The sequence below is a fragment of the Streptomyces sp. NPDC026522 genome, assembly GCF_055567555.1.
In genome coordinates, this window is sequence record NZ_JBVHQF010000007.1 from 173,030 (window position 1) to 193,141 (window position 20,112).

The 20,112-nt window shown below is 73.9% G+C and carries 16 protein-coding genes; 5 read left to right on the forward strand and 11 right to left on the reverse strand.

All coding sequences use genetic code 11. From position 1 onward, the window contains the following. Nucleotides 1-238: 238 nt before the first annotated feature. The 3 genes from ACZ4M3_RS19760 to ACZ4M3_RS19770 all read right to left on the reverse strand — a co-directional run bounded on the left by ACZ4M3_RS19760 (nucleotide 239) and on the right by ACZ4M3_RS19770 (nucleotide 3,258). Nucleotides 239-1,429: an acyl-CoA dehydrogenase family protein gene (locus ACZ4M3_RS19760; RefSeq protein WP_467734299.1), complete on the reverse strand. Its 1,191-nt coding sequence runs from the start codon at nucleotides 1,427-1,429 to the stop codon at nucleotides 239-241. Between the two features lie 93 nt (nucleotides 1,430-1,522). Beyond that, the gene (locus ACZ4M3_RS19765; protein WP_467734300.1) at nucleotides 1,523-2,359 is read right to left on the reverse strand and encodes a class II fructose-bisphosphate aldolase; all 837 of its coding nucleotides are present in this window, start codon (nucleotides 2,357-2,359) and stop codon (nucleotides 1,523-1,525) included. Beyond that, complete coding sequence (locus tag ACZ4M3_RS19770) at nucleotides 2,356-3,258, reverse strand: SIS domain-containing protein (RefSeq protein WP_467734301.1); 903 nt, start codon at nucleotides 3,256-3,258, stop codon at nucleotides 2,356-2,358. The genes ACZ4M3_RS19765 and ACZ4M3_RS19770 overlap by 4 nt, the downstream gene beginning before the upstream one ends. Nucleotides 3,259-3,410: 152 nt before the next feature. On the opposite strand from ACZ4M3_RS19770, the gene ACZ4M3_RS19775 reads away from it, so the two are divergent. Further along, a complete protein-coding gene (locus ACZ4M3_RS19775) occupies nucleotides 3,411-4,190 on the forward strand; it encodes a DeoR/GlpR family DNA-binding transcription regulator (protein ID WP_467734302.1) in 780 nt (259 codons plus the stop codon). A 972-nt stretch (nucleotides 4,191-5,162) separates the two neighbouring features. On the opposite strand, the gene ACZ4M3_RS19780 is transcribed toward ACZ4M3_RS19775, so the two are convergent. The 3 genes from ACZ4M3_RS19780 to tdh form a co-directional block, all read right to left on the reverse strand. Continuing rightward, nucleotides 5,163-6,077 (reverse strand): LysR family transcriptional regulator, encoded by a 915-nt coding sequence (locus ACZ4M3_RS19780; protein WP_467734303.1) that lies wholly within the window; start codon nucleotides 6,075-6,077, stop codon nucleotides 5,163-5,165. Nucleotides 6,078-6,156: 79 nt separating this feature from the next. Beyond that, nucleotides 6,157-7,359 carry a glycine C-acetyltransferase gene (locus ACZ4M3_RS19785; RefSeq protein WP_329193030.1) on the reverse strand — a complete coding sequence of 401 codons (1,203 nt, stop codon included), beginning with the start codon at nucleotides 7,357-7,359 and terminating at the stop codon, nucleotides 6,157-6,159. 146 nt (nucleotides 7,360-7,505) lie between these two features. After that, entirely contained in the window at nucleotides 7,506-8,534 is a 1,029-nt protein-coding gene (gene tdh / locus ACZ4M3_RS19790; protein ID WP_467734305.1) for an L-threonine 3-dehydrogenase, read from the reverse strand. Between the two features lie 159 nt (nucleotides 8,535-8,693). Between tdh and ACZ4M3_RS19795 the strand changes: the two genes are divergently transcribed. Further along, nucleotides 8,694-9,662 carry an alpha/beta hydrolase fold domain-containing protein gene (locus ACZ4M3_RS19795; protein WP_467734307.1) on the forward strand — a complete coding sequence of 323 codons (969 nt, stop codon included), beginning with the start codon at nucleotides 8,694-8,696 and terminating at the stop codon, nucleotides 9,660-9,662. A 95-nt stretch (nucleotides 9,663-9,757) separates the two neighbouring features. Here the strand turns inward: ACZ4M3_RS19795 and ACZ4M3_RS19800 are convergent, their stop codons facing one another. Beyond that, nucleotides 9,758-10,468, reverse strand: coding sequence for a class I SAM-dependent methyltransferase (locus tag ACZ4M3_RS19800; protein ID WP_467734309.1), 711 nt, complete (start codon nucleotides 10,466-10,468; stop codon nucleotides 9,758-9,760). Between the two features lie 215 nt (nucleotides 10,469-10,683). On the opposite strand from ACZ4M3_RS19800, the gene ACZ4M3_RS19805 reads away from it, so the two are divergent. After that, nucleotides 10,684-12,732 (forward strand): SpoIIE family protein phosphatase, encoded by a 2,049-nt coding sequence (locus tag ACZ4M3_RS19805; protein ID WP_467734752.1) that lies wholly within the window; start codon nucleotides 10,684-10,686, stop codon nucleotides 12,730-12,732. A 300-nt stretch (nucleotides 12,733-13,032) separates the two neighbouring features. Then, nucleotides 13,033-14,442 carry an APC family permease gene (locus ACZ4M3_RS19810; RefSeq protein WP_467734310.1) on the forward strand — a complete coding sequence of 470 codons (1,410 nt, stop codon included), beginning with the start codon at nucleotides 13,033-13,035 and terminating at the stop codon, nucleotides 14,440-14,442. A 75-nt stretch (nucleotides 14,443-14,517) separates the two neighbouring features. Here ACZ4M3_RS19810 and ACZ4M3_RS19815 read toward each other — a convergent pair whose 3' ends face one another. Next, nucleotides 14,518-16,311: a glycoside hydrolase family 15 protein gene (locus tag ACZ4M3_RS19815; RefSeq protein WP_467734312.1), complete on the reverse strand. Its 1,794-nt coding sequence runs from the start codon at nucleotides 16,309-16,311 to the stop codon at nucleotides 14,518-14,520. 85 nt (nucleotides 16,312-16,396) lie between these two features. Then, nucleotides 16,397-16,960, reverse strand: a complete 564-nt coding sequence (locus ACZ4M3_RS19820; RefSeq protein ID WP_467734314.1) for a DoxX family protein — start codon at nucleotides 16,958-16,960, stop codon at nucleotides 16,397-16,399. A gap of 113 nt (nucleotides 16,961-17,073) precedes the next feature. On the opposite strand from ACZ4M3_RS19820, the gene ACZ4M3_RS19825 reads away from it, so the two are divergent. Then, entirely contained in the window at nucleotides 17,074-17,538 is a 465-nt protein-coding gene (locus ACZ4M3_RS19825) for a MarR family winged helix-turn-helix transcriptional regulator (protein ID WP_467734316.1), read from the forward strand. 39 nt (nucleotides 17,539-17,577) lie between these two features. On the opposite strand, the gene ACZ4M3_RS19830 is transcribed toward ACZ4M3_RS19825, so the two are convergent. Together ACZ4M3_RS19830 and ACZ4M3_RS19835 are read right to left on the reverse strand one after the other, a co-directional pair. Then, nucleotides 17,578-18,228, reverse strand: a complete 651-nt coding sequence (locus ACZ4M3_RS19830; RefSeq protein ID WP_467734318.1) for a fasciclin domain-containing protein — start codon at nucleotides 18,226-18,228, stop codon at nucleotides 17,578-17,580. 47 nt (nucleotides 18,229-18,275) lie between these two features. After that, the gene (locus ACZ4M3_RS19835) at nucleotides 18,276-19,838 is read right to left on the reverse strand and encodes a molybdopterin-dependent oxidoreductase (RefSeq protein ID WP_467734320.1); all 1,563 of its coding nucleotides are present in this window, start codon (nucleotides 19,836-19,838) and stop codon (nucleotides 18,276-18,278) included. Between the last annotated feature and the right edge of the window lie 274 nt (nucleotides 19,839-20,112).

Here is a 20,112-nt window from a genome sequence, read left to right on the forward strand (position 1 = left end):
CGCAACGGCAAGACCGTGTTCGGGGTGCTGCTGGACGACGAGGACCGCTAGGTCGGCTCCATGCCGCTCTCCGCCCGGGCCCTGGGCCCGGTAGCGGCCCCCCGGACCGCTCTCCAGCGCAGCAACACCGAGCCCATCCCGAACGTCCTCGACTGACCGGGCGCTGACACCGGCCCGACCCGAAGCGCAGCGGATGCCCCGGCATCCGCTGCGCGTCTCTCTTTCCCGAAGAGGGCGGCTACCGGCGGACGCGGGGCATGCCGAGGCCGATCCAGGAGATGATCTCGCGCTGGATCTCGTTGTTGCCGCCACCGAAGGTGAAGATCACGGCGCTGCGGTAGCCGCGTTCGAGTTCGCCGTGCAGGACGGCGCCCGCCGAACCGTCCTTGAGGGAGCCGGCCGCGCCGACCACCTCCATCAGCCAGGCGTAGGCGTCCCGGCGGGCTTCCGAGCCGTAGACCTTGACGGCGGAGGCGTCCTGGGGGGTGAGGGTGCCGGACTGGACGGCGCCCACCATCTGCCAGTTGAGGAGCTTCATCGCGTCCAGCCGGGCGTGGGTGCGGGCGAGGCGGCCGCGGACCCAGGAGAGGTCGATCACCCGGCGGCCGTCGGCCAGTTCGGTCTCCGCCGCCCAGCGCTGGACGTCGTGCAGGGCCCGGATGGCCATGGTTCCGTGGGCGGCGAGGGTGACGCGCTCGTGGTTGAGCTGGTTGGTGATCAGCCGCCAGCCCTTGTTCTCCTGGCCGACGCGCCGGCTCGCCGGGACCCGGACGTTCTCGTAATAGCTGGCCGTGGTGTCGTGCGAGGCGAGGGTGTTGATCAGGGTGCACGAGTAGCCCGGGTCGGAGGTCGGCACCAGGAGCATGCTGATGCCCTTGTGGGCGGGGGCGTTGGGGTCGGTGCGGACCGCGAGCCAGACCCAGTCGGCCGTGTCGCCGTTCGTGGTCCAGATCTTCTGGCCGTTGACCACGTAGCTGCCGGTCTCCTCGTCGCCCTCGCGCACCGCCTTGCACGTGAGCGCGGCGAGGTCGGTGCCGGCGTCGGGCTCGCTGTAGCCGATGGCGAAGTCGATCTCGCCGGAGAGGATGCGGGGCAGGAAGTACGCCTTCTGCTCGTCCGTGCCGAACTGCATGAGCGTCGGCCCGACGGTGTTCAGCGCCATCAGCGGCAGCGGTACGACGGCCTGCGCGGCCTCGTCGAAGAAGATGAACTGGTCCATGGGCGACATCCCGCGCCCGCCGTACTCCTCGGGCCAGCCGACCCCGAGCCAGCCGTCCGCCCCGAGGCGGCGGATGGTCTCGCGGTAGAAGCGCTTCTGGGCGGCGGGGTCCTCGTAGCGGGAGTAGACGTCCTGCGGGACCAGCTCGGCGAAGTAGGCGCGCAGCTCGCTGCGCAACCGCTCCTGCTCAGGCGTGTATTCGAGGTGCACGGCCCCTCCGGGTGTCTCGCGGTCCGTCCGTCGGCGGAGGCAGAGTAGAACCTGTTACAAGAATCCGGAAGGGCGGTGGCGCACGGGACGGGGTCAGTCGAGGACGGCGATCATCGCCGCGGCGGTCGCCGCCATCGCGGCGCGGGCGGCCGTCAGGTACGGGCGGGGGTCCGCCGGGGTGAGGTGGGTGCGGATGGCTTCGGTCATGGCCACGTTCAGCGCGGTACCGATGTTGACCTTGCGGATGCCGCCCGCGACGGCCGCCGCTAGTTCGGCGTCCGGGAGCCCCGACGAGCCGTGCAGGACGAGCGGGACCTCCACCGCCTTGGCCAGGCGGGCCAGCAGCCCGTGGTCCAGGGAGGCCGTCCGGCTTGTCATGGCGTGGCTGCTGCCGATGGCGACGGCCAATGCGTCCACCCCCGAGTCGGCGACGAACCGCCGTGCCTCGTCCGGATCGGTACGGGCGCCCGGCGCGTGCGGATCCAGCGGCGCGGCGCCGTTCTTGCCGCCGACCTCCCCGAGCTCCGCCTCGATCCACAGGCCGTTGGCGTGGGCCCAGTCGGCGGCGGAGCGGGTGGCCTCCAGGTTCTCGGCGTAGGGCAGGTGCGCCGCGTCGTACATCACCGACCCGAAGCCCGCGTCGACGGCCTGCCGCAGCAGTTCGGAGCTCTTCACGTGGTCCAGGTGCAGCCCGACCGGCACGCCCGCCGCCTCGGCGCACGCGCAGGCCGCCCGGGCGATGGGGAGCAGCCGGCCGGACCGGAACTTCACCGCGTTCTCGCTCAGTTGCAGGATGACCGGCAGACCGACCCGCTCGGCGCCCTCGATGACGGCCTCGGCGTGCTCCAGCGTGATGATGTTGAACGCGGCGACGGCGCGGCCGGCGGCGGCCGCCTCCGTCACGAGCGCGCCCGCGGGTACGAGGCTCATCGGACCGCCTCCTCGCCCGCGGTCAGGATCACGGACCGGGTCAGGTGCCGGGGCGCGTCCGGGTCGAGGCCGCGGTGGGCGGCGACGGCGAGGGCCAGCCGGTGGACCCGTACCAGCTCGGCGAGGGGGTCGAGCCGCCCGGCGACCCACTCGGCGCCGGTCGTCAGGACCTGCTCGGCGAGCCCCTCGGGGGCCTCGCCCAGGGACCAGGTGACGGTTCCGGGCCCGGTGACGCTGATCGGTCCGTGCCGGTATTCCATCGCCGGGTAGGACTCGGCCCAGGAGAGCGACGCCTCGCGCATCTTGAGCGCGGCCTCGTTCGCGAGGCCGGTGCTCCAGCCGCGCCCGAGGAAGGTGAACTGGTCCCGGTCTTCCAGCCCTTCGGGCAGCGGCTCGGCGAGCGCGGTGCGGGCGTCCGCGACGACGGCCGGGCCGTGCGCGCCGAGGTGCGCGCGCAGCAGCGTCAGGGCCGTCGTGGCGAACCGGGTCTGTACGACGGACCGTTCGTCGGCGAAGTCCAGTACGACGAGTTCGTCCGCGAGGGTCATCACGGGGGTGGCCGGGTCGCCGATGACGGCGGTGGTCGCCACCCCGGCGTCCCGCAGGCCGGCCAACAGGTCCAGCACCTCGGTGGTCGTCCCGGACCGGGTCAGCGCCACCACCCGGTCGTAGCGCCGGTGACGGGGGAATTCCGAGGCGGGGAACGCGTCGGTCTCGCCCTGTCCGGCCTCCTCCCGGAGGGCGGCGGCCGCCTGGGCCATGTAGTACGAGGTCCCGCAGCCGACGATCGCGGTCCGCTCCCCCGGCTGCGGCAGCACCGCCCGCCGCCCGGGGGCCAGTTCGGCGGCCCGCTCCCAGCACACGGGTTGCGTGGCCAGTTCGTGCGCGACGTGACTCATACGGGCTCCCTGGGGCTGTGCCGTCGATGCGGATGCGTGTTCCTGCACGTTATCGGGCCGTTTCACGCAACTTCAAGCATCGGCCGGGCGATCGTCTGGGTTAATCTCAACCGGAGGGCCGAAGGACGGGCCGGGAAAGTGGGAGTGGGGCCATGACCCGCAAGGAACGCTGGCAGAGACTGCTGGATCTGCTGGTGGAGCGGGGCGGGCTGGAGGTGGAGCCGGCCGCCGAGCTCCTCGGCGTGTCCGCCGCGACCATCCGGCGCGACCTCGACCAGCTGGCCGAGCAGCAGATGCTGGTCCGTACGCGCGGTGGCGCCGTTCCGCACGGGGTCTCGTACGAACTGCCGCTCCGCTACCGCACTTCGCGCCGGGCCGCCGAGAAGGGCCGGATCAGCGAGGCGGTGGCGGCGCTCATCGCCCCCGGCGAGGTGATCGGGCTGACGGGCGGGACGACGACCACCGAGGTCGCCCGGGCCCTCGCCGCCCGCCCGGACCTGGCCACCGGCTCGCCCGCGCTGACGGTGGTCACCAATGCCCTCAACATCGCGGGTGAGCTGGTGATCCGCCCGCAGTTCAAGATCGTGCTGACGGGCGGGGTGGCCCGGCCGCAGTCGTACGAACTCACCGGCCCGCTGGCGCAGCAGGTGCTGGGGCAGCTCAGCATGGACACCGCCGTCGTGGGCGTCGACGCCTTCGACCCGGCGGACGGCGCGGCCACCCGGCACGAGGACGAGGCCGCGATGAACCGGCTGCTGTGCGAGCGGGCCCGGCGGGTGGTGGTCGCGGCGGACTCCAGCAAGCTGGGCGTACGCGCCTTCGCGCGCATCTGCGCGACGGACGCGGTGGACGTCCTGGTGACGGACACGGGCCTGCCAGAACCGGTCGCGGAGGCGTTCACCGCGGCGGGCGTCGAGGTCCGCCGGGTCTGAGACGGCCCCTCCCGGTCGGCGGCCCTGAACGACGGGGCGGTCCCACCGGACCCGCCGGGCGGAGCCGAGGAGCCAGGGACGGCGGACATCGGGGCCCGGAGCCGAGCCGACGGGGTACCCAGCGGCTCCTCCCGGCCGCCGGCTGAGCTGCCGGCCGGCCGCCCGAACGCGCACGGTGTGCGCGCAGCGCCCCTGGACCCGGCGGGGCCCCCGTTGAGCCGGTGCCCGGCGCGGCCGTGGCGGACCGGCGGTCAAGGGCAACTGGCCGGGCTGGCCGGGCTGGCCGGGCTGGCCGGGCTGGCCGGGCTGGCCGGGCCGCTGTCGCGCGGCCTCCTGGACGCCGCTGCCGGGTATGTCCAGCGGCCACGCACGCGGCCGATACGGACCCGCAGCAACAGGCCCCCGGCGGGGGGAGCTGCTGGGCTCCCTGGACTCCGACGACTGGGCGTCGAGGGCCGGGAAGTGCGGACGTTCATCGCTGGCCTGGCCGGGCGGCCTCGGGGGCCGCACCCCGCGCTCGGTGTACTGGGCCAGCAAGGCGCGGGCCCCAGCGGCCGGTGGCCGGGCGGGGTGGACTCGACGAGGGTGATGGCGCGCGATGAACGCGTCGGCCAGCATCTGGGTGGGTTGCCAGTCGTCGGTGCAGCCGTTGGAGACGGGCCCGCCCGCGTACGCTGCCCGAGGCCTACTGGCCGGCCATGTCGGTGATCTCGGCTCCGGACCGCGGCACGAGCGGCCGAGGGGGGAGGAGGGAACACCCGCCACGCCCCACCGCGGCGCAGCCTCCTGGACGCCGCTGCCGGGCGGGCCCGGCGGCCGCGCAGGCGGCCATCGCGGACCCGCAGTGACAGCGCCCCCGGGCGGCTCCCTCCTGGCCGGGGGAACTGCCGCGGATCCCGCAGCGGCCCGGACAGGTGGGAACGCGCGCCTGGCCGGGGTGGGCGCGGGGGCGGGGCGTCCGCGCGGCCGCGGTCAGTGGGTCGGGACGCGTTCCGCCTCGCGGGACAGGGCGGACAGGACCGGGGCGATCAGGGGGTGGGATTCCGCGCCGCGGCGGGTGGCCGCGAAGACCCTCCGGGTGGGGGTGGAGCCCGAGACCGGGCGGACCTGGACCTCCTTGAGGTCCATGCCGCGCAGCGCCGAGCGCGGGACCAGGGCCACACCCGCCCCGGCACCCACCAGGGCCGTCACGGCGCGGAAATCGTCCGAGGAGTGCACGAACCGGGGCTGGAACCCCGCCAGTTCGCAGGCGAGCAGGGTCACGTCGTGGCACGGGTTCCCGGGGTACTGCCCCACCCAGTCCGCGTCCGAGAGGTCTGCGAGCGGGACCTCGGGGAGGTCGGCCAGCGGGTGTCCCGAGGGGAGCACCGCGTCGAAGGGTTCCGCGTACAGCGGGAGCACGGACAGCCTGCCGTCGTCCGCGCCGGGGGCGCCCCGGTACTCCACGGCCAGGGCCAGGTCCGCCTCGCCGTCCAGCAGCAGCGGCAGGCTCTGGTCGCCCTCCGCGTCGCGCACCCGCAGCCGGATGCCCGGGTGGTCCACGGCCAGCCGGGCGATGGCCGGCGCCAGTACCTCGGCGATGCCGGTGGCGAAGGCGGCCACCGTGACCTCGCCCGCCGCACCGCCCGCGTAGGCGGCGAGTTCGGCCTCCGCGCGCTCCAGCTGGGCCAGCACCTCGTGGGTGTGGCGGAGGAGGATCTCCCCGGCGGCGGTGAGGCGGACGCCCCGGCCGCTGCGGGTGAGCAGGGCGTGCCCGGTCTCCTGCTCCAGCGCCGCGAGCTGCTGCGAGACGGCGGAGGGGGTCAGGTACAGGGCTGCGGCCGCGGCGGTCACCGTACGGTGGTCCGCCACGGCCCGCAGGACACGCAGCCGGCGGGGGTCGATCACCCCGCCATTGTCTCAGGCCCCAGGCGCCTCAGACCCCGTCCACCGCAGGCCCCGCCCACCGCAGCCTCCCGGCCGGGCCTCAGGCCCCGGCCGTCGCCAGCGCCGCGCGGGCGTCGACGAAGGCGGCCACCGCGCGCTCGACGTCCGCCGTCGAATGGGCGGCCGACAGCTGGACGCGGATGCGGGCCGCGCCCATCGGCACCACCGGGTAGGAGAACCCGATCACGTACACGCCGCGCTCCAGCAGGAGTTCCGCCATGCGCGCCGCCTCCGCCGCGTCGCCGATCATCACGGGGGCGATGGCGTGGTCCCCGGGCAGTACCTCGAAGCCGGCCGCGGTCATCTTCGTACGGAACAGCTCGGTGTTGGCGGCGAGCTGCTCGCGCAGGTCGCCCGCGGACTCCAGCAGGTCCAGGACCTTGAGCGAGGCGGCCGCGATGACCGGGGCGAGGGAGTTGGAGAAGAGGTACGGGCGCGAGCGCTGGCGCAGCAGTTCCACGATCTCGGCACGGGCCGCGACGTAACCGCCGGACGCGCCGCCGAGGGCCTTGCCGAGGGTGCCGGTGATGATGTCGACGCGGTCCATGACGCCGTGCAGCTCCGGGGTGCCCCGGCCGCCGGGGCCGACGAAGCCGACGGCGTGCGAGTCGTCCACCATGACCATGGCGTCGTAGCGCTCGGCGAGGTCGCAGATCTCGGCGAGCGGGGCGACGTAGCCGTCCATCGAGAACACGCCGTCGGTGACGATCAGGCGGCGCCGGGCGTCCTGGGTGTCCTTGAGCCGGGTCTCCAGCTCCGCGAGGTCGCGGTTCGCGTAGCGGTAGCGGCGGGCCTTGGAGAGGCGGATGCCGTCGATGATCGAGGCGTGGTTGAGGGCGTCGGAGATCACCGCGTCCTCGGCGCCGAGCAGGGTCTCGAAGACGCCGCCGTTGGCGTCGAAGCAGGAGGAGTAGAGGATCGTGTCCTCCTGGCCGAGGAACGCCGAGAGGCGGGCCTCCAGTTCCTTGTGCACCTCCTGGGTGCCGCAGATGAAGCGGACCGAGGCCATGCCGTAGCCCCAGCGGTCCAGCGCGTCCTTGGCGGCGGCGACCACCTCGGGGTGGTCGGCGAGCCCGAGGTAGTTGTTGGCGCAGAAGTTCAGGACCTCCCCGGCGGAGCCGCCGGAGGTGACGGCGACGGACGCGCTCTGCGGGGTGCCGATGACGCGCTCGGGCTTGTGCAGGCCGGCGGAGCGGATCTCGTCGAGGGTGGTGCGCAGGTCGGCGCGGACGGTCTCGAACATGGGGTGGTGCTCTCTTTCTCCTGGTCGGCGGAGGGAGGGGGCCGGGCCCCGCGGGGCGGTGGTTGCGGGACCCGGCCGGAGGGGGATGGTCCGGGGGCCGGGGACACCGCGGACGGCGCTGCCGCCGTCCCGGTCCCCGGCGGCGGTCAGGCCGTCCAGTCCAGGATGATCTTGCCGCTGCGGGCGGTCGACGCCTCGTCGAAGGCGGCCTGGAAGTCGGTGTGGGAGTAGCGGCCGGTGATGACGGGGCTGAGATCGAGGCCGCCCTCCAGCAGCACGGTCATCGCGTACCAGGTCTCGAACATCTCGCGGCCGTAGATGCCCTTGATGGTGATCATCGAGGTGACGACCTTGGCCCAGTCGACGGGGAACTCCTGCGCGGGCAGGCCCAGCATGGCGATCCGGCCGCCGTGCGTCATGTTGTCGATCATGTCGCGCACCGCCTCGGGGCGGCCGGACATCTCCAGGCCGACGTCGAAGCCCTCGCGCAGGCCCAGCTGCGCCTGCGCGTCGGCGATGGTCGACTCCCGTACGTCCAGGGCGAGCGTGGCGCCGGCCTTGCGGGCGATGTCGAGGCGCTCGGGGCTGACGTCGGTGATGACGACGTTGCGGGCACCGGCGTGCCGGGCCACGGCGGCCGCCATGATGCCGATCGGGCCGGCGCCGGTGATCAGGACGTCCTCACCCACCAGCGGGAAGGACAGCGCGGTGTGCACGGCGTTGCCGAACGGGTCGAAGATCGCCGCCACGTCCAGGTCCACGGCGGTCCGGTGCACCCAGACGTTCTGCGCGGGCAGCACCACGTACTCGGCGAACGCGCCGTCACGTCCGACACCGAGCCCGACGGTGCTGCGGCACAGGTGCCGGCGCCCGGCGAGGCAGTTGCGGCACTTGCCGCACACCAGGTGGCCCTCGCCGCTGACCAGCGCGCCGATCTCGATGTCCCGGACGTCGGCGCCGAGGGCGGCGACCTCGCCCACGAACTCGTGGCCCAGCACCAGGGGCGTCTTGACGGCGCCCTGCGCCCAGCCGTCCCAGGCCCGGATGTGCAGGTCGGTCCCGCAGATACCGGTCCGCAGCACCTTGATCAGCACGTCGCCGGGGCCGTACTCGGGCTCGGGCACGTCCATGAGCCACAGCCCGGGTTCGGCCTTGTGCTTGACGAGTGCCTTCATGGGGTGGCTCCAGGCATGCGAAGGGTGCCGTCGCGAGCGTGCGGGCCCGCGCGGTGTCGTGTCGGGTGACGGGACCAATCTGCCGAGCGGCCCGGTGATCAGTCCATCGAGACTTTCTTAAGCGGGTCGACAGCGCAGCTTCACGCCTATGCTCCTCAGGTGACGGGGCAGGGCCGGCCGGGACCGGGCCGGGAGCAGGAGAACGGGGAGGTGGGGGGCGTGCCGAGTCTGCGCAGCAGGGCGCTGTCGGTCGCGCTGATCGCGACGGGACGGCGAAGACGGTTCGCGAGCGCCGAGGCGGTACGCGCCAGGGTCGCGCACAGCGCCAGGCGGCCCGCGTCGCATCTGCCGCCGCGCTCGCTCGGGCGGATCGCCGAGGTCTCGCGGGCCTTCGTCGGGGCCTGGCCGGTGTACGACATCTCGCCGCGCGGCACCGAAGCGGTGGCCCAGGTGCTCTACGTGCACGGTGGCGCGTACATCAACGAGCTGGTCCGGCCGCACTGGTCGATGATCCGCACCCTGGTCGGCCGGGCCCGCGCCCGCGTCGTCGTACCGGCCTACATCCTGGCCCCGCGCGGGACCGCCGACCGGAACGTGCCGGTCGCCGCCGACCTGCTGAGCGGGCTCATCGAGAGCGGCGGGGCGGGCGGGACGGTACTCATCGGAGACTCCGCCGGGGCCGGTCTGGCGCTGGCCGCCGCGCAGCGGCTGCGGGACCGCACCGGCGCTCAGCCGTCCCGGATCGTGCTGATCTCGCCCTGGCTGGACGTGACGATGAGCCATCCCGAGCAGCCGGGCATCGAGCGGGCCGACCCGCTGCTGGCCCGGTCCGGGCTGGCCGAGGCCGGGCGGCTGTACGCGGGCACCCTGGCCGCCGACGACCCCAGGGTGTCCCCGCTGCACGGCTCCTTCACGGGCCTGGCGCCGCTGACGGTGTTCACGGGCACCAGGGACGTGCTGAGCACCGACAGCCGGGAGCTGCTGCGGCGGGCCCGGGCGGACGGCGTGGAGGTGGAGTTCCACGAGGCGCCGGGGCTGCCGCACGGCTACCCGCTGCTGCCGGTCCCGGAGGGGCGGGCGGCCCGTGACCGGATCGTGGACCTGGTCAGGGCCGCCGGGGAGCTGTGACGGACCCCTGGGTGTCCGCGGCCTGACGCACGGGCGGCGGCGCGACCCCGGCGGGCGGCCCGGCCCGGGCGGGCTCCACGTCAGCGGGCGCACGCTCAGGCCAGGCAGCTCATCAGTGAGCTGACCGGCCGGGCCCGGTAGGCCGCCCAGAAGGCCTCGTCGCGTTCCGCGTCGGGCGGTGGGGTGCGTACGGGCTGCCAGCCGGCGGTGGTGAAACCGGCCTCGACCGCCGCTTCGCAGAAATCGGCGTGCGTCCAGGCGCGGAACTCGAAGTGCGCGTCCGGCCGGCCGACGAACTGCGCCCGGACCAGCGGGGCCTCCTCGGGGTGCGGTTCGCGCTCCAGGACGCGTACCCCGTACGGGGACCAGTCCGGGCACGGGAAGGCTCCCGGGTTCGGCACGATGGCCAGCAGCCGGCCCCCGGGGCGCAGGTTGGCCCGTACGGACCGGAACAGGGCGTGCAGCGCCTCGCGGTCCGGGGCCTGGTTGAACAGGTAGACGGCGGTGGCCAGGTCGAAGGGGCCCAGCTGCGGCATTCCGGCGGCGTCGGCGACGACGTACTCGATCCGGGCGTCGTGGTGGGTTTCGCGGGCCCGGCGGATCCGGTCGGGGCAGCTGTCGACGCCCACGGTCCGCCGGGCGCCGCCGCTCGCCAGCAGTCTGGCGGTGCCGCCGTGCCCGCAGGGCAGGTCGAGGGCGTCGAGCCCGCGGACCCCGCCGAGCGCGTCCAGCGCGCTGCGCAGGGTGAGGGCGTCGGCCGCCGAGAAGGCGGGCGGGGGCGTCGACGTGTCGTACTGCTGCTGCATGCCGGAAGCCTCCCCGGCCGCTGCCCGGCCGACAGCCGCCCGGCGCCGACCGTCCCCCGCACGGGGGAGGCGTTCGGGTCAGTCGGTGCGGCGTACGGGCCCCGCGCGGCGGTGCGGGCCCGTCCCACCGGGCGCATCCTGGCTGTGTGACGGCGAGACCCGACAGCGGCAGCCCGGCCACCGATGCCTTGGCCCGGGTGCTCGCACGGGCCGCCATGGCCGCCGTGGAGGCCGTCGGCGGCTACGCGGGCGGGGTGTACCTGCGCTCGCGCACGGACGGGCTGCTGCGGCTGGCGGCGCTGGACGGGCTCCCGGGCCGGCTGTTCCGGCCCTGGTGGCGGATGCACGTGAACCGGCCCTATCCCGTCGCGGAGGCGTACCGCTCGGGGCAGGCGGTGCACCTGCCCGACGCCGAGTCGGCGATGCGGCGCTTCCCCCAGCTCACGGCGGGGCTGCCCTTCACGTTCGGGTCGCTGTACGAGCCCGTCACCGCCGGGGACGAACGGTTCGGGGTGCTGATGGTGCTGCGCCCGGCGACTCCCGGCGCGCAGGTCGGCCCCGCGGACCGGGAGCGGATGCGCAACATCGCGGCGCGGCTGTCGGCCGAGCTGGCGGCGCTCACCGCGGGCGGCGAGCCGGCGGTGTGGGAGGGCGACCCCTTCTGCCCGCCGCCGACGGTCCCGCGGGTCGGCGCGGAGACGGCCGTGGACCGCCTCGCGCAGGCGGTGCTGTCGATGGACCGGCAGGGGAGGATCCGGTTCGCCAACGCCACGGCGCCGGCCGTGCTCGGCGCCGAGGGACCGCTGCTCGGGGAGGTGCTGTGGGAGGCGCTGCCCTGGCTGGCCCATCCGGCGTACGAGGACCACTTCCGGGCGGTGTTCATGGCTCCCGATCCGGTGTACTTCATGGCCCGCCAGGGCCGCCCGCCGTCCGGGGCGTGGTTGTCGGTCGGCCTGTTCCCGGGGCTGGACGGGGTGACCGTGACGGTGGGCGACGCCGGGTCGGGCCGGTACCCGCCGGCGCGGGAGGGACCCGGCTCTCCGGCGGACCGGTCCTCCGCCCTGTACCGGCCCGTGGCCCTGGCGATCGCGCTGACCGAGGCGGTGACCGCCCGCCAGGTCTCGGCAGTGGTCACCGAGGAGCTGCTGCCGGCCTTCGGCGGCCGCCAGCTGGCGATCTACCTCCTCGACGAACGCCATCTGCACCTGGCGTGGGAGACCGGGTTCCCCCGGGGCTTCCTGGACCGCTTCGACGGCGTGGGCCTGGACGTGCGGCTGCCCGGTGTGGAGACCCTGACCTCGGGCCGCCCGCTGTTCTTCGAGTCGATGGAGCACCTGGCCGCGGCCTACCCGGGGATTCCGCTGGACACCAATGTCGGGGCCCGGGCGTTCCTGCCGCTGATCGCCTCGGGCCGCCCGGTGGGCTCCTGCATCCTCGGCTTCGACACCCCACGCGGCTTCGGCGCGGAGGAGCGTACGGTCCTCACCGCGCTCGCCGGCCTGATCGCGCAGGCCCTGGAGCGGGCCCGGCGCTACGACACCGAGGCGGCCCTGGCCCGCGGGCTCCAGTCGGCGCTGCTGCCGCACCGGCTGCCGGTGCGCGAGCGGGTCGTCACCGTGGGCCGGTACCTGCCCGGGACGGTCGGCATGGACGTCGGCGGCGACTGGTACGACGTCACGGAGACCGGCCCGGACACCATCGCCCTGGTCATCGGCGACGTCCAGGGCCACGGGGTGGCGGCCGCGGCGACGATGGGCCAGCTGCGCAGCGCCGTGCGGGCCTTCGCCCTGGGCGGCAACGACCCGGAGCAGGTGATGCGCGGCACCAACGGGCTGCTGATCGACCTGGACCCGGGCCAGTTCGCCAGCTGCTGTTACGTCGAGCTCGACCGGATGACCGGCCGGGCCCGGGCCGTCCGCGCCGGACACCCGCAGCCGCTGCTGCGCCATCCCGACGGCCGGACCGAGGTGCTCAACCTGCGGGGCGGCGTGGTGCTCGGCGTGGACCCGGCCGCCTCGTACCCGGTGACGGAGTTCCTGCTGGAGCCGGGCGCGCTGCTCGCCCTGTACACGGACGGGCTGGTGGAGCAGCCGGGCGCCGACATCGACACCGGGGTGGAGCGGCTGCGGGCGGCGCTGGCCGCCGCCCGACCCGTCCCACTGACCGAGACGGCGGACCGGCTGGCGGGCGGGGCCGGTACGACGGGCGACCGGCCGGACGACATCGCCCTGCTGCTGGCGTGGCGCACCGAAGCGGGCGGCTGAGCCGGCCCCCGGTGGTCACAGTAGGGGGCCCGCTCGGCAAAGCGGAGGAAAATTCGCGCTGATCTACGTGCGGTTTGCGTACCCCCGCGGGGGCAGTGTTTACGCCACCTTGACGCCGGAATTGGGTTACCGGCGGTCCGCGGACAAGGGAATCCGCACATGAACAGCTCTTGACCTGCGGATCTCGCGCAGATTGCATGACGGCCCGGGAGCCACCGAAACACCTTGCCGACCACCGCCCCGGAGGCGATACCGCTCCCGCCTCATTCCCCCGCATCTGCCGATCGGAACACCGCACCGATGACTGACACGATCAGCGCCCCGCAGGCCCTCGCTCCAGCGACCGCGCCCGTCCCCCAACAGCTCAAGCGCTCCATCGGCGTGGTCGGCGGCACGCTGCTCACGCTCTCGTGCGTGACGCCCGCCTCGACGCTCTTCGTGGTCGTTCCCGACCTGTTCGCCGGTCTCGGTACCTGGACCGCGCTCACCATCGCCATCGGCTCGCTGCTCTGCATCGGCGTGGCGTTCTGCTACTCGGAGCTGGGAACGCTCATCCCCAGCGCCGGGGGCGAGTACGCGATGGTGTCGACCATGGCGGGCCGGCTCGCCGGCTGGCTGGTCTTCGTGCTCTCCCTGCTGGTCGTGATGATCGTGCCGCCCGTGATCGCCATGGGCACGGCCGACTACCTGGCTCCGGTCGTGCACGTCCCCGCCCCGGTCGCCGGCGGGGCCGTGATGCTGCTCGCCACCCTGGCCGGGCTCCTCGACCTGCGGGCCAACGCCTGGATCACCGGCATCTTCCTGGTCCTGGAGGTCGTGGCGGCCGCGGTGGTCGCCGTACTCGGCTTCGCCCACAGCGAGCGGGGCGCCGGCGCGCTGGTGCACGGCTCGGTGGCCGCCGAGGGCGGCGGCACGTCGACGGTGACGGCGATGATGGTGGTCTCCGGACTGGCGATCGCCCTGTTCGTCACCCAGGGGTTCTCGACGGCCGTCTATCTGTCGGAGGAGCTGGAGAAGCCGCGGCGCAACGTCCCGCGGACCGTGCTCGCCACTCTCGCCATCTCCACCGCCGTGATCCTGGTGCCGGTCATCGCCATCACCATGGGCGCCCCGGACCTCGACGCGCTGAGCGCCGGGGACCTCGGCGGGATGGTCACCGCCTGGTCGAACTCGGCCGTCGGCACCTTCGTCAGCCTGTGCGTCGCGCTCGCGATCATCAACGCGGGCATCGTCATGGTCATCCAGAACTCCCGCGTGCTGTTCGCCTCCGCCCGTGACAAGGCCTGGCCGGAGCCGGTCAACAACGCCCTGGCGAAGCTGGGCCGGTTCGGCTCGCCGTGGGTGGCGACCCTGCTGGTCGGCATCCCGGGCGCGGCGATGTGCTTCGTCAAGCTGGACACGCTGTACGGGGTCACCGGCGTCTCGGTGACCGGCATGTACCTGCTGGTCGCGGTGGCCGCGCTGTTCTGCCGCCGGGGGGCGCACCGCGAGAAGGCCGCCTGGCGGATGCCGCTGTGGCCCGCCGTGCCGGTGCTGCTGATCGCGGTGTTCGCGTACATCCTGACCCAGCAGGAGACGCAGTACCTGCTGTGGACGGGCGGGATCACCGCCGTGGCCACCCTGTACTGGGCCCTGTACCTGCGCCCGCGCCGGGACAGCCGCTGGCTGGTCAGCATTCCGCAGGATGCCGAGGAGGACGCCACCGCGTAGGGGCCGCGCACCGTGGGACCGCGCGGGGCCGACGGGTTCGCATCCCGTCGGCCCCGCGCCCGGTTCCCCGTCGGGTCAGTCGCGCGGCGGGCCCCAGCCGAGCAGCAGCGCGGTGCTGACCAGGCCGATGTGGCTGAACGCCTGGGGGAAGTTGCCGAGCTGGCGTCCGGCGATGGGGTCGTACTCCTCGGCGAGCAGGCCGACGTCGTTGCAGACGCCCAGCAGCCGTTCGAACAGCTCGCGCGCCTCCTTGCTGCGGTCCGTCAGGTGCAGGGCGTCGGCCAGCCAGAACGAGCAGGCCAGGAAGACCCCTTCGTCGCCGGGCAGTCCGTCGACGGAGGGCCCTTCGGTGCTGTAGCGGCGGACGAAGCCGCTGGCGCCGAGTTCCTCGCGCACCGCGTCGACGGTGCCGATGACGCGCGGGTCGTCGGGGGGCAGGAAGCCCACCCTGGGGATGAGCAGGGTCGCCGCGTCCAGCTCGCGCGAGCCGTAGTACTGGGTGAAGGTGTTGCGCTCGGGGTCGTAGCCGTTCGCGCAGACGTCGGCGTGGACCTCGTCCCTTATGGCCCGCCAGCGCTCCACGTCGCCCGGCATCGAGGGGTCGTGCTCCAGGGTCCTGACGGCGCGGTCCGCGGCGACCCAGGCCATCACCTTGGAGTGGGTGAAGTGGCGGCGCGGGCCGCGGACCTCCCAGAGCCCTTCGTCGGGCCGCCGCCAGTTGCGCTCCAGGAAGTCGAGGAGCGCGAGCTGGATCTTCCAGGCGTGCCGTTCGGTGGGGAGCCCGCTGGCCCGCGCCAGGTAGAGGGCGTCCATTACTTCGCCGTACACGTCCAGCTGGAGCTGGTCCACGGCCGCGTTGCCGATGCGTACCGGGGCCGAGTCGGCGTAGCCGCGCAGCCATGGCAGGTCGGTCTCCGGGATCCTGCGTTCGCCCGCGATCCCGTACATGATCTGCAGGTCGGCGGGGTCTCCGGCCACCGCGCGCAGCAGCCAGCCCCGCCAGTCGCGGGCCTCGTCGTGGTAGCCGGTGGCGAGCAGGGAGCCCAGGGTGAGGGTGGCGTCGCGGAGCCAGCAGTAGCGGTAGTCCCAGTTGCGCACGCCCCCGAGCTCCTCGGGGAGGGAGGTCGTGGCGGCCGCGACGATGCCCCCGGTCGGGGCGTAGGTCAGGGCCTTGAGGGTGATCAGGGAGCGCACGACGGCCTCCCGGTAGGGGCCCACGTAGGCGCATTTGGCCGCCCAGTCACGCCAGTCGGCGAGGCTCTGTTCGAGCGCCTCGTACGGGTCGAGGGGCTCGGGCCGCGGCTGGTGCGAGGGGTGCCAGGTCAGGACGAAGGCGACCTGCTCGCCGGCGGCGACGGTGAACTCGGAGCGGGTGCTGTTGTCCTCGCCCCAGGTGCGGACGGGCGGCTCGCTGCGGAACCACGCGGAGTCGGGTCCGGCGATGGCGACGCGGTCGCCGTCGCGCCGCCGGACCCAGGGCACGATGCTGCCGTAGTCGAACCGCAGGCGCAGGGTGCTGCGTACGGTGACCTCGCCGGTCACTCCTTCGACGATCCGCATGACGTCGGGCATGACGTCGCGCTGCGGCATGAAGTCGGTGACCTTGACGGTGCCGTCCTCGGTTTCCCAGACCGTCTCCAGGATGAGCGAGTCGTCGACGTAGGCGCGGCGCGTGCACCCTTCGCCGTCGGCGGCGGCCGCCGGGGCGATGCGCCAGTGACCGTTCTCCTGGTCGCCCAGCAGGGAGGCGAAGCAGGCGGCCGAGTCGAAGCGGGGCAGGCACAGCCAGTCGATGGACCCGTCTCGGCCGACCAGTGCGCTGGTCATCAGGTCGCCGATGAGTGCGTAGTCTTCGATGGGTTGTGTCATTTGTGCGATCTTCCCCCGAACGCCCGGGGCCAATCAGGTCCGGGTTCCGCTCGGTTCGTCCGGGGGCAGGGCGCGTGGCGGGTCGTCAGTTCCGTACGAGGAGCAGGACGGCCCCGGCGGCCACGCCGAGGGCGACGGCGAGCGCGCCGTGGGCCGGGCGGGGCGTGCGCACCGCCGGGACGGGCAGCAGCCGGTCGGCGGCGTACCGGCCGGGGCCGGTGAGGGCGAGGGCCGCGGCGCCGGCGGTCAGGAGCAGTTCGAACTCGATGCCCTTCGGGGCGAAGAACGATCCGGCGCCGTGCACGGCGATCGCGTTGATCATGGTGCCGACGACGGCGGCGCCGGCGAGCGGGGTGAGCAGTCCGGCGGCGAGGCCGAGACCGCCGAGGGTCTCGGTGAGGCCGGCGAGGGCGGCCATGACGTCACCGGCCGGGTAGCCGCTCGCGGTGAAGAAGCGCCCGGTGCCGCTGATGCCGCCGCCGTCGAACCAGCCGAACAGTTTCTGGGTGCCGTGCGCGGCCATGGTGAGACCGAGGACGAGGCGCAGGAGCAGCAGACCGGTGTCGTGGCCGGCGGTCCGGCGCGTGGGGGCGGGGGCGGCCGGTGCGGCGGCCGGGACCTTCGTCGCGGGGGCGGAGGCGCTGGTCATGGGGGGGATCCTTCCGGTCGGGCGGCGGTTCGCCCGGTTGTTCAAATTCGAACCGACAGTTCATGACCCTAAGCCATTGATTCAAATTGGAACAACACATGTAAGCTGGTGTCATGGGTGGGACGAGATGGCTGGACGACCGCGAGATGCGCGCCTGGAACGGCTTCCTCGCCGCCTCCGCGCTGGTGAACCGCCGCCTCGACCAGCAGCTCAAGGAGGATTCCGGGCTCTCGCACCCCCAGTACGAGATCCTCGTCCGGCTCGCCGCCGCGCCGGACCGCGAGCTGCGGATGACCGAGCTGGCAAACGGACTGATCAACTCCAAGAGCGGGCTGACCTACCAGATCACCCAGATGGAGAAGGCGGGACTGGTGCGCCGCCGCAGCTGCCCCTCTGACGTGCGCGGCGTCTTCGCCGTCCTCACCGAGGCCGGGCTCACCCGGCTGGAGGAGGCGGCGCCGGGGCACGTGGCCACCGTGCGCGAGATCCTCGTCGACGTGCTGACCCCCGAACAGCTGGACGCGCTGGCGGCCGGTCTGGGTGAGGTCGGCCGCCGGCTCCGGGAACAGGGCGCCTGAGGCGCCGCCGGCCGGCGCCCTGTTCCCCGCGTCGCGCCGCTACTTCGGCATCAGGACGGTGTCGACGATGTAGACCTTGGCGTTGGCCGTCGTCACGTTGCCGCACACCACGTTGGCGCTGCCGTTGACCTTGTAGGACTGGCCGGAACCGGCCGTGGTGAGCGTGCCCTTCTCCAGGGTTTCGAAGGAACCGGACTCCAGCTGCTGCGGCGTCAGCTGCTGCCCGACCACGTGGTAGGTGAGGATCTTCGTCAGGGTCGCCTTGTCGGCGAGGACCTTGTCCAGGTCGGCCTTCGGGATCTTGGCGAAAGCGTCGTTGGTCGGCGCGAACACCGTGATGTCCTTCGCGTTGTTGAGCGTGTCCACCAGGCCGGCCTTCTTGACCGCGGTGACCAGCGTGGACAGCGCCGGGTTGTTCGAAGCGGCGGTGGCCACCGGGTCCTTGGCCATCCCGTCGAAACTGCCCGCGCCCTGGGCGGGCACCCCGGCACAGGCCGGTCCGAACGGCGCGTCCATCACCATCGCGGGCGAGGCGGCGCCGGCGGCGGGATCGGCCGGCCCGGAGGCGGCGCTGCCGTAGCCCGCTTCCCCGCCGGAGTCGGAGGAACAGGCGGCGAGGGCGAAGGGCAGCACGGCCGCGGCGGCGACGGCGAGGGCCGTGCGACGGAGACGAAGACGAAGACTATTCATGAGGGTTCTCCTTGGTAGTGACGTTATGGCTGAGGGGCGGGATGGGATCAGCCGACGCTGACGACGACCGAGTGCCGGCCGCTCGCCCCGTCGGGGATGGTGGGGGTGCGTTCCTCGGTCTGGGTGGTCCCGGACCGGTCGGTGGCGCGGACGGTGAGGGTGTGTCCGCCGGTGGCGGCCTGCCACCGGTAGGACCACTGCCGCCAGGTGTCGGCGGTGTCCTCGGCGGCGAGGTCGGCCGGCTCCCACGGGCCGTCGTCGACGCGTACCTCGACCCGGTCGATGCCCCGGTGCTGCGCCCAGGCGACTCCGGCGACCATGACGGCGCCGGGTGCGGGGCGGGCGAACGGCTTGGGGGTGTCGATGCGGGCCTGCGTCTTGACGGGCGCCTCGCGGGCCCATTGGCGCCGGACCCAGTAGGGGTCGTAGGCGGCGAAGGTGGTGAGTTCGATGTCCTCGATCCACTTGCAGGCCGAGACGTACCCGTACAGGCCCGGCACGAGCATCCGTACCGGGAACCCGTGGGCGAAGGGCAGGGGTTCGCCGTTCATGCCGACGGCGAGCATCGCGTCCCGGCCGTCCATGACGGCTTCCACCGGCGTTCCCAGGGTCATGCCGTCCACCGAGCGCGCCACGAGCTGGTCGGCCGGACCGCCCTGCGAGGGCGGCCGTACGCCCGCCTCGCGCAGCAGGTCGGCCAGGCGTACGCCGAGCCAGCGGGCGTTTCCGGTGTACGGGCCGCCGACCTCGTTGGACACGCAGGTCAAGGTGATGTCGCGCTCGATGAGCGGGCGGCCGAGGAGGTCGGCGTAGCTGTACGTGCGGGGGCGCGCGACGCCCTTGCCGTGGACGCGCAGTCGCCAGTCGTCGGCGGAGACCGCGGGCACCACCAGGGCGGTGTCGACGCGGTAGAAGTCCGCCGCGGGCGTGGTGAACGGGCTGATGCCGGGGATGCGCAGGGCGGCGCCGCGGGGGACGGCCGGGGCGGGCGAGGCCGGCGCGGGCAGCCGTACGGCGGCCCGGGAGGCGGCCGCGTCCCGGGCCCGCGAGGAGTTCAGCCGCCGGCCGAGGGCTCCGGCCGCCGTGGCGGCGACGGCAGCGCCGGCCGCCAGGAGGAACCTCCGGCGGTCCGGCCCGTGGTCCGCCGCCGCGCCCGGGCCGCCGTACGACGGGCCGGACAGCGCGTACAGCAGCGCGGCTCCGGCGAGGGCGCCCAGCACCGACGGCAGGGCGTCGACGGGGCCGGTCGAGTCGGGCCGGGTGACGGCGGCCGCCCCGCCGACGAGACCGAACAGCAGGACCCCGGCGGCGCCGCGGCGGCGGTGGCGCAGGGCGAGGAGGCCGAGGGCGACGCCCGCCAGCGCCAGTACGGCGAGGATGCCGAGCCGCAGGACGAGCTTGTCGTCGGTGCCGAAGTGCCGGACCGCCCAGTCCTTCAGCGCGGGCGGCGTACGGTCGATGGCCGCCCCGCCGACCGCGGTCACCGGTCCCGCCTCGGGCCGCACCGCGGCGGAGACCAGTTCGGCGAACGCCAGGGCGGCGTAGCCGGACAGCAAGCCGCTCAGCGCCGCGGGGGCGGTGCGGGCGACGGTGGCTCGGATGATCCTCACAGCGGGTCTTCGGCGCCGCCCGGCAGCCGGATTGGCCCGTCTTTTTTCTCACGGAGCGGATCCACGGAGCCGATCCACGGAGCGGATCCGCTCCTTCTTCACGGAGCGGCCGCGCCCGGCAACCCGGACGTCCGCGGGGCGCCCGGCACGCCGAGGTGGGACGCTGGAAGTGGCTGCCCGAGCCCCCGACGGCCCGGCCCGAAAGCCGGATCGGCCCCGCACCGTGGGGTGTCGTCACCGGGTCACCGGCCGCCTGCCGTCAGCATGGGCAGAC